Source organism: Kitasatospora sp. NPDC036755 (genome assembly GCF_040636595.1).
Taxonomy (GTDB): domain Bacteria; phylum Actinomycetota; class Actinomycetes; order Streptomycetales; family Streptomycetaceae; genus Kitasatospora.
Genome location: NZ_JBEZUT010000069.1, coordinates 20,403 through 30,428, shown reverse-complemented (window position 1 = coordinate 30,428; position 10,026 = coordinate 20,403). Strand labels below are relative to the sequence as shown.

At 71.5% G+C, this 10,026-nt stretch carries 9 protein-coding genes; 8 read left to right on the top strand and 1 reads right to left on the bottom strand.

Going from position 1 to position 10,026, the window contains the following annotated elements:
* Positions 1–207: 207 nt before the first annotated feature.
* The 3 genes from ffh (at position 208) to ftsH (ending at position 4,674) form a co-directional block, all read left to right on the top strand.
* A complete protein-coding gene (ffh, locus tag AB0E96_RS13390; protein WP_359822380.1) occupies positions 208–1,773 on the top strand; it encodes a signal recognition particle protein in 1,566 nt (521 codons plus the stop codon).
* A gap of 182 nt (positions 1,774–1,955) precedes the next feature.
* On the top strand, positions 1,956–2,480 hold the full coding sequence (locus AB0E96_RS13385; protein ID WP_359822371.1) for a GNAT family protein: 525 nt from the start codon (positions 1,956–1,958) through the stop codon (positions 2,478–2,480).
* A 148-nt stretch (positions 2,481–2,628) separates the two neighbouring features.
* The gene (ftsH, locus tag AB0E96_RS13380; protein WP_359822369.1) at positions 2,629–4,674 is read left to right on the top strand and encodes an ATP-dependent zinc metalloprotease FtsH; all 2,046 of its coding nucleotides are present in this window, start codon (positions 2,629–2,631) and stop codon (positions 4,672–4,674) included.
* 62 nt (positions 4,675–4,736) lie between these two features.
* On the opposite strand, the gene AB0E96_RS13375 is transcribed toward ftsH, so the two are convergent.
* Positions 4,737–5,564: an SAM-dependent methyltransferase gene (locus AB0E96_RS13375; RefSeq protein ID WP_359822366.1), complete on the bottom strand. Its 828-nt coding sequence runs from the start codon at positions 5,562–5,564 to the stop codon at positions 4,737–4,739.
* 189 nt (positions 5,565–5,753) lie between these two features.
* Between AB0E96_RS13375 and proS the strand changes: the two genes are divergently transcribed.
* From proS to rimM, 5 genes are all read left to right on the top strand, one after another.
* The gene (proS, locus tag AB0E96_RS13370; RefSeq protein WP_359822364.1) at positions 5,754–7,166 is read left to right on the top strand and encodes a proline--tRNA ligase; all 1,413 of its coding nucleotides are present in this window, start codon (positions 5,754–5,756) and stop codon (positions 7,164–7,166) included.
* A gap of 445 nt (positions 7,167–7,611) precedes the next feature.
* Positions 7,612–8,190: a hypothetical protein gene (locus AB0E96_RS13365; protein WP_359822362.1), complete on the top strand. Its 579-nt coding sequence runs from the start codon at positions 7,612–7,614 to the stop codon at positions 8,188–8,190.
* 353 nt (positions 8,191–8,543) lie between these two features.
* Positions 8,544–8,972 carry a 30S ribosomal protein S16 gene (gene rpsP, locus AB0E96_RS13360; protein WP_045700219.1) on the top strand — a complete coding sequence of 143 codons (429 nt, stop codon included), beginning with the start codon at positions 8,544–8,546 and terminating at the stop codon, positions 8,970–8,972.
* Positions 8,973–8,974: 2 nt separating this feature from the next.
* Positions 8,975–9,214 carry an RNA-binding protein gene (locus AB0E96_RS13355; protein ID WP_030056773.1) on the top strand — a complete coding sequence of 80 codons (240 nt, stop codon included), beginning with the start codon at positions 8,975–8,977 and terminating at the stop codon, positions 9,212–9,214.
* Positions 9,215–9,371: 157 nt separating this feature from the next.
* A complete protein-coding gene (gene rimM / locus AB0E96_RS13350; RefSeq protein WP_359822358.1) occupies positions 9,372–10,016 on the top strand; it encodes a ribosome maturation factor RimM in 645 nt (214 codons plus the stop codon).
* The last annotated feature ends 10 nt before the right edge of the window (positions 10,017–10,026 follow it).

The window sequence follows — 10,026 nt, the reverse complement described above, 5'->3', positions numbered from 1 at the left end:
CTGCCGGAGCGGGAACCCGCCCTGCCCCCGAAGGCGCCGGACTCCGGGCAGGACCCGATGACCGCGGGGACGCCGGCCAACACGCCCTCCCGGGCTAAGGTCCGGGCAACGGTTCCGACCGGGGGTGGAGACCGTACCCGGGGCGGCCGGATACCCTGGGGGGCGACGACCGTACCGATTTCGATGCCGCAGAGGACCCGCGACGACGTGTTCGACACCCTTTCCGATCGCCTCGCAGCGACGTTCAAGAACCTCCGGGGCAAGGGCCGCCTGAGCGAGGCGGACATCGACGCCACCGCCCGCGAGATCCGCATCGCGCTGCTGGAGGCGGACGTCGCGCTGCCGGTCGTCCGGGCCTTCATCAAGCAGGTCAAGGAGCGGGCGCTCGGTGTCGAGGTCTCCGGCGCGCTGAACCCCGCGCAGCAGATCATCAAGATTGTCAACGAGGAGCTCATCGCGATCCTCGGTGGCGAGACCCGCCGGGTGCGGTTCGCCAAGAACGGCCCGACGGTGATCATGCTCGCCGGTCTCCAGGGTGCCGGTAAGACCACCCTCGCGGGCAAGCTCGGCCACTGGCTGAAGACGCAGAAGCACACCCCGCTGCTGGTCGCCTGCGACCTCCAGCGCCCCAACGCGGTCAACCAGCTCCAGGTGGTCGCCGAGCGCGCCGGCGTGGCCTTCTACGGCCCGCAGCCGGGCAACGGCGTCGGCGACCCGGTGCAGGTGGCCAAGGACTCGATCGAGTACGCCAAGCAGAAGCAGTACGACGTCGTCATCGTCGACACCGCCGGCCGCCTGGGCATCGACGCCGAGCTGATGCAGCAGGCCGCCGACATCCGCGCCGCGGTGAACCCGGACGAGGTCCTGTTCGTCGTCGACGCGATGATCGGCCAGGACGCGGTCACCACCGCCCAGGCCTTCCTCGACGGCGTCGACTTCACCGGCGTGGTGCTCTCCAAGCTCGACGGCGACGCCCGTGGTGGTGCGGCCCTGTCGGTCGCCCACGTCACCGGCCGGCAGATCATGTTCGCCTCCAACGGCGAGAAGGTCGACGACTTCGACGCCTTCCACCCGGACCGGATGGCCTCGCGCATCCTCGGCATGGGTGACGTCCTCTCGCTGATCGAGAAGGCCGAGCAGACCTTCTCGCAGGCCGAGGCCGAGAAGATCGCTGCCAAGCTGCGCGGCGGCCCGAAGCAGTTCACCCTGGACGACTTCCTGTCCCAGCTGGAGCAGGTCCAGAAGATGGGCTCGATCTCCAAGCTGCTCGGCATGCTGCCCGGCATGGGCCAGATCCGGGACCAGATCAACAACATCGACGACAAGGACGTCAACCGGGTCGGCGCGATCATCAAGTCGATGACCCCGACCGAGCGCGCCGAGCCGGAGCTGATCAACGGCTCCCGCCGCGCCCGCATCGCCAAGGGCTCCGGTGTCCAGGTCGGCGAGGTGAAGAACCTGGTCGAGCGGTTCTTCGACGCCCGCAAGATGATGTCCGCGATGGCCTCCGGCAAGGGCGTGCCCGGCATGCCGGGGATCCCGGGCATGGGCGGCGGCGCGAAGAAGTCCGGCAAGAAGGCCCCGCAGGCCAAGGGTAAGCGCAAGAGCGGCAACCCGCTGAAGCGCGCGCAGGAGGAGGCCGCGGCCGCCGAGCGCCGCGCGCTCGGCCCGGGCGCCGGCCAGGGCCAGCCGGACGGCGGCGCGTTCGGCCTCGGCGCGGGCAAGGGCCCGGCCGATTTCGAGCTGCCCAAGGAGTTCAAGGACATGCTGTAGTCCTTGAGGGCCTCTGAGGACCTTCAGGGCCCCTCTGAGGCCCTGAGAGGGGCCCTGAAGGTCCTCGGAGCGGAGGTCCTTGAAGGTCCTTGATCGACAGCGATCGGTCGTGATCGATTTTGGTCGGCCCGTCGTCCGGTGTTTCCGGGCGGCGGGCCGATCGCGTGTCCGATGATGGGGGCATGCGAGTGATGATCAGGGCCCCGAGGTCCGAGGACGCGGCCGGGTACGCCGAGGCGGTCCGGCGGTCCGCCGAACACATCGGACGGTGGAACCCGGTCGAGCCGGACGGCCTGCCCGACCTGCTCAAGCGCCAGGGGTCCGGGCTGCGCACCTTCCTGATCATCGACCGGGAGACCGGCGGGATGGTCGGCAAGGTGAACGTCGCCAACATCGTGATGAGCCGCTTCTGCAACGCCTCGATGGGCTACGACTCGTACCTCCCGTTCAACGGCACCGGGCGGATGACCGAGGGCATGCGGCTGGTCGTGGAGCGCTGCTTCGCCCCGCAGTCGGCCGGCGGGCTGGGGCTGCACCGGCTGGAGATCAACGTGCAGCCGGAGAACGAGCGCTCGATCGCGATGGCCAAGCGGCTGGGCTTCCGGCACGAGGGCTTCTCCCCGCGGATGCTGTTCCTCCAGGGGGACTGGCGCGACCACGAGCGGTTCGCGCTGACCGCCGAGGAGTGGCCGGGCGCGACGGCGTAGCCGCTGCCGACGCCGGAGGGGCGGTGGCGCGACTGTCGGCGGGGGTAGTGGCATCGCCGCTGGTGGGAGGGGTCGACGCGGCCGTACGGCGGTCCGGGCGCGGCGTTGCGATTGGCTCGCCCGAGCAGCTGTCCGTATTGTCCGATGGGTGACCGAACCCGTGCCGCCACGTCAGACGCCCGACCAGCCATGGCGCTCGGAGGGGGCCCCGCCCCCGCCGCCGCCCAAGCGCCGGATGCCCGGCGGCTGGGTGGGCCTGGCCCTCACCGCCCTCGTGGTGTTCCTGATCTCGGACCTGCTGCTGTCCGTCTTCGGACCCGCCGGAGCCACCACGATCTCCTACACCGAGTTCAACAACCAGCTGAACAAGGGCAACATCACCAAGATCTACGCCAAGGGCGACGCGATCGAGGGCACCCTCAAGACCGCCCAGCCCAAGCCGGACGGCGGCAAGGGCGACTACACCGAGTTCGACACCCAGCGGCCGTCCTTCGCGGGCGACAACCTCTGGACCACCCTGCAGCAGCAGGGCGTCGAGGTCACCGCCACCTCGCCGGTCCAGCAGCGCAGCTTCCTGACCAACCTGCTGATCTCGCTCGCCCCGATGCTGCTGCTGGTCTTCATCTGGGTGCTGCTCGCCCGCCGGATGGCCGGCGGACTCGGCGGCGGACCGCTCGGCCGCAAGGCCCCGCCCAAGCCGGTCACCGCGGAGGAGGGCAAGCGCACCACCTTCGCCGACGTGGCCGGCATCGACGAGGTCGAGGCCGAACTCACCGAGGTCGTCGACTACTTGAAGAACCCCGACCGGTACCGCAAGCTCGGCGCCAAGATGCCGCGCGGCGTGCTGCTGAGCGGCCCGCCCGGAACCGGCAAGACCCTGCTGGCCCGGGCCGTGGCCGGCGAGGCGAACGTGCCGTTCTTCTCCGCCTCCGCCTCCGAGTTCATCGAGATGATCGTCGGCGTCGGCGCCAGCCGGGTCCGCGAGCTGTTCGCCGAGGCCCGCAAGGTCGCCCCGGCGATCATCTTCATCGACGAGATCGACACCATCGGCCGCCAGCGCGGCGCCGGCGGCGGCATGGGCGGCCACGACGAGCGCGAGCAGACCCTCAACCAGATCCTCACCGAGATGGACGGGTTCACCGGCTCCGAGGGCGTCATCGTGATCGCCGCGACCAACCGGGCGGACGTGCTCGACCCGGCGCTGCTGCGCCCCGGGCGCTTCGACCGGCGGATCACCGTCAGCCCGCCCGACCGGGAGGGCCGCGCGGCGATCCTGCGCATCCACAGCCGCAGCGTCCCGCTGGCCGGCGACGCCGACCTCAACCAGCTGGCCAAGGTCACGCCGGGGATGACCGGCGCCGAGCTCGCCAACCTGGTCAACGAGGCCGCGCTACTGGCGGTCAAGCGCGAGCAGGACGCGGTCAACGAGCGGGACCTCTCGGACGCGCTGGAGAAGGTCCAGCTGGGCGCGGTGCGGCCGCTGGTGATGCCGCAGGAGGAGCGCGAGCGGACGGCGTACCACGAGAGCGGGCACGCGCTGCTGGGCATGCTCCAGCCCGGCGCGGACCCGGTCCGCAAGATCACCATCGTGCCGCGCGGCCGGGCGCTCGGCGTCACCCTCTCCACCCCGGAGAACGACCGCTACTCGTACACCGAGCCCTACCTGCGCGGCCGGATCATCGGCGCGCTCGGCGGCATGGCGGCCGAGCAGGTGGTCTACGGGGTGATCACCACCGGCGCGGAGAGCGACCTGGAGCAGGTCACCAACATCGCCCGCGGGATGGCCGGGCGCTGGGGGATGAGCGAGCGGGTCGGCCGGCTCACCGCGGTGCCCTCCGACCCGCAGGGCGCGTACGGGCTGTCCGCCGCGCCGACCACCCTGGACGCGGTGGACGAGGAGGCCCGGCGGATCGTCTCCGAGTGCTACGACGACGCGGTGCGGATCCTGACCGAGCAGCGGCACCGGCTGGACGCGCTGGCGGCGGCGCTGCTGGAGGCGGAGACGCTGGACGAGGCGGCGGCGTACCGGGCGGCGGGGGTGCCTCGGGAGGCCTCCTCGGAGGGTTCCGGCGACGCCAGTGGTTCCGGTGGTTCCGGTGACGCGGGTGGTTCCGACGGGTCCGACGGGGCCGACGGGTCCGGCGGTTCCGATGGTTCTGGTGGTCCCGACGGGAAGTCGATCGACCGGGCGTGAAGCCAGGGGCCGGGGGCGCTCGCCGTAGTGGCGGGCGCCCCCGGTTTCGCGTTTCCGCGCCGCTACCGGCGCGGCCGCTCGGCGACCAGGTAGCGGAACAGGTTCTCCATCCGCACCGAGCCGTCCGCGCGCAGGTGGGGCTGGAGCGCCTCCTCCAGCTCCTTCGCCACCAGCGAGGCGCCGGAGAACTCCTCGGCCGGGTCGAACAGCCCGGTGGAGAGCAGGCCGCGCACCGCGCTGTCGAGGTCGGCGTAGGCGAACGGGCAGCTCACCCGGCCGCTGCCGGCCGGACGCAGACCGGCCGGCGCGAGCAGGTCCTCCAGGGCGCCGGGCGCGCTCAGCTCGAAGGGGTCGCGCGCGGTGGTCCGGCCCGCCCTGCGCCGGGCCACGTCCAGCACCGCGGCGCTCTCGCAGCGCTCCGGCGGGCCCCAGGCGGCCAGCACCACGTGCCCGCCCGGAAGGGTGAGCCGGGCTGCCTCGGCGACCACCGGAGCGGATTCGGCGCCACCGGGCAGCCGCTCGAAAACCGTCACCAGCGAATGGGCCGGGCGGGGGACGGCGGCGGGCGTCCCGGCCCCCGCGCACACCCGCAGCCGGCGGGCGCGGGCCAGCTCGCGCAGCTCGTCCCGCGGCTCCTGCCCGGCGACCTGGGCGCCCCGGCCGGCCGCGAGCAGCAGGGCCAGTCCGGACCGGCAGCCCAGGCCCAGCACGCTGCTCGCCGGGCCGACCTCCAGCCGGTCGTAGACCGCCTCGTAGAGCGGCACCAGCATGCGTTCCTGGATCTCCGCCCAGTCGCGCGCCCGCGTGGGGCCGACGGCCCCGGTCCGCGGGTGGTGCGGGCGTGCGCCCGTCGGTCGTACGGTCGTGCCGGTCGTCCGAGCTGAAGCCATGGCGGCCTCCCATCCGGTCCTTCGGTGTGCTGCTACGGCTCCCCCAAAGTCCCGCCCCACACCAGCGAACAGCGGGTCGGGCCCGGCGTCCAGAGGGGTGCAGGGTGGTGCGCGCGTGTCGCGGTGGTGCGCCCCCGTCCGGTGATACCGATTCGAAACCGGGGCCCCGGGCCCCGTACCATTCGCCCCATGGCTAAGGCACCCGTTCTCACCCCTCAGGCGGAAGACTTCCCGCGCTGGTACCAGGACCTCATCAACAAGGCCGAGCTGGCCGACAACGGTCCGGTGCGCGGCACCATGGTCATCCGACCGTACGGCTACGGCCTGTGGGAGCGGATGCAGCAGGAGATGGACGCGCGGATCAAGAAGGCGGGCGCCCAGAACGCCTACTTCCCGATGTTCATCCCGCAGTCCTACCTGACGAAGGAAGCCGAGCACGTCGAGGGCTTCGCCCCCGAGCTCGCGGTCGTCACCCACGGCGGCGGCAAGCAGCTGGAGGAGCCGGTCGTCGTCCGGCCGACCTCCGAGACGATCATCAACGAGTACTTCTCGAAGTGGGTGCAGAGCCACCGGGACCTGCCCCTGCTGATCAACCAGTGGGCCAACGTGGTCCGTTGGGAGCTGCGTCCGCGCGTCTTCCTGCGCACCACCGAGTTCCTCTGGCAGGAGGGCCACACCGCCCACGCCACCTACGAGGACGCCCGCGAGTACGCGTCGATGATCCACACCCAGGTCTACGGCGACTTCATGACCAACGTGCTCGGCATCGACGTCGTGCTCGGCCGCAAGACCGCCAAGGAGCGCTTCGCTGGCGCCATCAACACCCTCACCCTCGAGGGCATGATGCGCGACGGCAAGGCCCTGCAGATGGGCACCAGCCACGAGCTGGGCCAGAACTTCGCCAAGGCGTTCAACACCACCTACCAGCTGCAGGGCGCCGAGCGCGAGCACGTCTGGCAGACCTCCTGGGGCGTCTCGACCCGCATGGTCGGCGGCCTGATCATGTCCCACGGCGACGACAACGGCCTGCGGGTGCCCCCGCGCCTGGCCGCCGTCCAGGCCGTCGTGCTCGCGATCAAGGGCGACGACGCGGTCATCGCCAAGGTCCGCGAGATCGGCGCCCAGCTGGAGGCCGTCGGCATCCGGGTCGTGGTCGACGACCGCACCGACACCCCGTTCGGCCGCCGCGCCGTCGACTGGGAGCTCAAGGGCGTCCCGCTGCGCATCGAGGTCGGCCCGCGCGACCTGGAGAACGGCACCGCGATGCTGGCCCGCCGCATCCCGGGCGGCAAGGAGCCGGTCTCCATCGACGCCCTGGCCGCGCTGCTCCCGGGCGTGCTGGAGGAGGACCAGGCGCAGCTGCTGCGCGAGTCCCGCGAGCGCCGCGAGGCCCGCACGGTCGACGTCAAGACCATCGAGGAGGCCGTCGAGGCCGCCGCGACGGGGTGGGGCCGGATCTCCTGGGCCGACCTCGGCGCGGAGGGCGAGGCCAAACTGGCCGAGCAGGGCGTCACGGTCCGCTGCATCGTCGCGGCCGACGGCTCGGTGCCGCAGGCGGACGACCAGGAAGGCAATGTCGCGCTCGTCGCCCGGGCGTACTGACACCGGATCGACGTCCGGCGGACGCCCCTCGGATGTCCGCCGGAGGTCCTTCGTCCACGGGTAATGACCGGCACCGGCGACATTTGCCCGGAATGCGGATGGGTAAGAATCCGGTAACTGTTCCGGCCTGCCCCCGCACCGGACATCCCTACTGGCCGGTCAACTCCCGGTATTAACGGAATAGCGGTACGGTGTACGGCCCGTGGCCCTGTCAATCCGGCAGGCCCACGGGCCGTACGTCCTGGGTGGCGACAGCCCGCCCCCCGGACGGAATTTCACCAGGCGCGTCGGCGTTGCCACGGGCCGAAACCGGCAGGGGGTTGGTCTTGCGTCAGATCCGGAACGCGCAATTCGCGCGCGGCCTCGCATTCCTGGGAGTTCCCTGTGAATTCCCCGGGAACGAGAACATGCGGAACATCGGCTCGCACTCCATCGTTGGTCTAGCGTGAGCACGACACAGCCCCTCGTTCTCGCGGCCGAACTGGCCGCCGCCTGGAGCGACATCCAGGCCTACCACCAGGACCTTCCCGATCTCGCCTCGCCCGAGGCCCTGATCGGCGAGTCCTCCTCGGCCTGCGGGACGCGGCTCGGTTTCGAGCGCCTCCTGCACGAGGCCGCCCACGGTCTGGCCGCGGCCCGGGACATCCGGGACACCTCGCGGGCCGGCCGCTACCACAACCGGCGCTTCCTGATGCTCGCTTCCGAGCTGGGCCTGGCGCACCCGGTCGAGCCGCACGCGAGCAGCGGCTTCTCCCAGGTGACCATGCTCAAGGAGACGCAGGAGCGGTACGCCGACACCATCGAACGCCTGGACCGCGCCCTCGGGGCGCACCAGGAAGCGGTGGCCGGCGACGGTGCGACGCGCGCCTTCCGCGGCCCGGCGGCCCGGCACGGCTCCTCCGGGGGCGGCGTGCGGGTCAAGGCGGTCTGCGGCTGCGGGCGCAACGTCCGGGTCGTCCCGTCGGTGCTCGCGCAGGCGTCCATCGTCTGCGGCGCGTGCCAGCAGCCGTTCAAGATCGCCTGAGCGGTCGACGTCCCGACGGGCTGCTGTGCGGGCAGCGGTCCGGCCGGAATGGAACGGCGCAGGGTCCGGCAGCGCGAGCGGGCGGGCCCGGAGTGAACTGAGCGGTACAGCAGGACAGCGGTGATGTCATCGGGTTGGACCGGGAGCGGGGGCTCCCGGTCGAGCCCTGAACGGGCGCCCGGCCCCGCGTACAGGCGGTTCTCGCCGATGTGGCAGAATGGACAGCTGAGTACTCGGCAGCCGAGCAGGACCCCTCTCTCCTACGGCTGGCGTGTCCCTTGAACGGTCCGCCCCGCAACCCCACGCGGTGGCGAGCCCGCTCACCCACGTCAACACCAGGAGAATCCACTCCCGTGGCAGTCAAGATCAAGCTCAAGCGTCTCGGCAAGATTCGCTCCCCGCACTACCGCATCGTCGTCGCCGACGCCCGCACCAAGCGTGACGGTCGCGCGATCGAGGAGATCGGCATCTACCAGCCGACCTACAACCCCTCGAAGATCGAGGTCGACAGCGACCGCGCCCAGTACTGGCTGTCCGTCGGCGCCCAGCCGACCGAGCCGGTCCTCGCCATCCTGAAGCTGACCGGCGACTGGCAGAAGTTCAAGGGCCTGCCGGCTCCGGCGCCGCTGAAGGTCGCCGAGCCGAAGGTCGAGGACTTCTCGCACCTGTTCGCGAAGGCCGTCGCCGGCTTCGAGGACGCCACCACCGGTGTCGCCATCACCCCGAAGGCCAAGAAGTCGGACAAGGCCGAGGCCGAGGCCGACGCCGCCGCCGAGGCCTGATCGTGATCGAGGACGCCCTCGACCACCTGGTGAAGGGCATCGTCGAGCACCCCGACGAGGTGCAGGTGCGCTCGCGCAACCTGCGTCGGGGTAACACCATCGAGGTGCGAGTGCACCCCGATGACCTCGGCAAGGTGATCGGCCGGGGTGGCCGTACGGCGCGCGCGCTGCGCACCGTGGTCGGCGCCCTCGGCGGTCGCAACGTCCGGGTCGACCTGGTCGACGTGGACAACATTCGCTGACGCTGCTGCTCGTTCAGCCGTCAGGGCTTGTGAGGCCGACCGGGACGCATGTCGTCCCGGTCGGCCTTTCGCATTTCCATCCGCATTTCCGTCGCATCATCGCTTCGCAGCCCGTCGCTTTTCGTATCGGCTCAGGAACTCCAGGAGAACGATCACCGTGCAGCTCGTCGTCGGCAGGATCGGCCGTGCCCACGGCATCAGGGGGGACGTCAGTGTCGAGGTCCGCACCGACGAGCCGGAACTCCGGCTCGGCCCCGGTGCCGTCCTGCTCACCGACCCCGCGTCGGCCGGACCGCTGACCATCGAGTCCGGCCGGGTGCACAGCGGCCGACTGCTGCTGCGCTTCGTCGGCGTCAAGGACCGCAACGCGGCCGAGGCCCTCCGCGGGACCATGCTCATCGCCGAGATCGACCCGGAGGAGCGCCCCGAGGACCCGGAGGAGTACTACGACCACCAGCTGATCGGGCTGGACGTCGTGCTGCTGGACGGAACTCCGGTCGGCGAGCTGGCCGAGGTCCTCCACCTGCCCTACCAGGACCTGCTCATGGTGAGGAAGGCCGACGGGACGGAGGTGCTGGTGCCCTTCGTCAGCCAGATCGTGCCGACCATCGACCTGGAGAACCAGCGTGCCGTGATCACCCCGCCGGCCGGGCTGATCGACCCGGAGCAGGCCGAGGTCGCGGGGACCTCCTCGGCCGGTGGCGCCGACGGTGCCGAGGGCGCTGAGGACACCGGGGGTGCTGCGGACGCCGAGGGCGCTGCGGACGCCGGGGGCGCGAAGGGCTCGGAGGAGTCGGAGTGACCGCCGACGA

Excerpts from the sequence above, each read along its gene's own strand:
- AB0E96_RS13385 (WP_359822371.1), top strand. The coding sequence starts at position 1,956 with ATGCGAGTGATGATCAGGGCCCCGAGGTCCGAGGACGCGGCCGGGTAC.
- AB0E96_RS13375 (WP_359822366.1), bottom strand. The coding sequence starts at position 5,564 with ATGGCTTCAGCTCGGACGACCGGCACGACCGTACGACCGACGGGCGCA.
- proS (WP_359822364.1), top strand. The coding sequence starts at position 5,754 with ATGGCTAAGGCACCCGTTCTCACCCCTCAGGCGGAAGACTTCCCGCGC.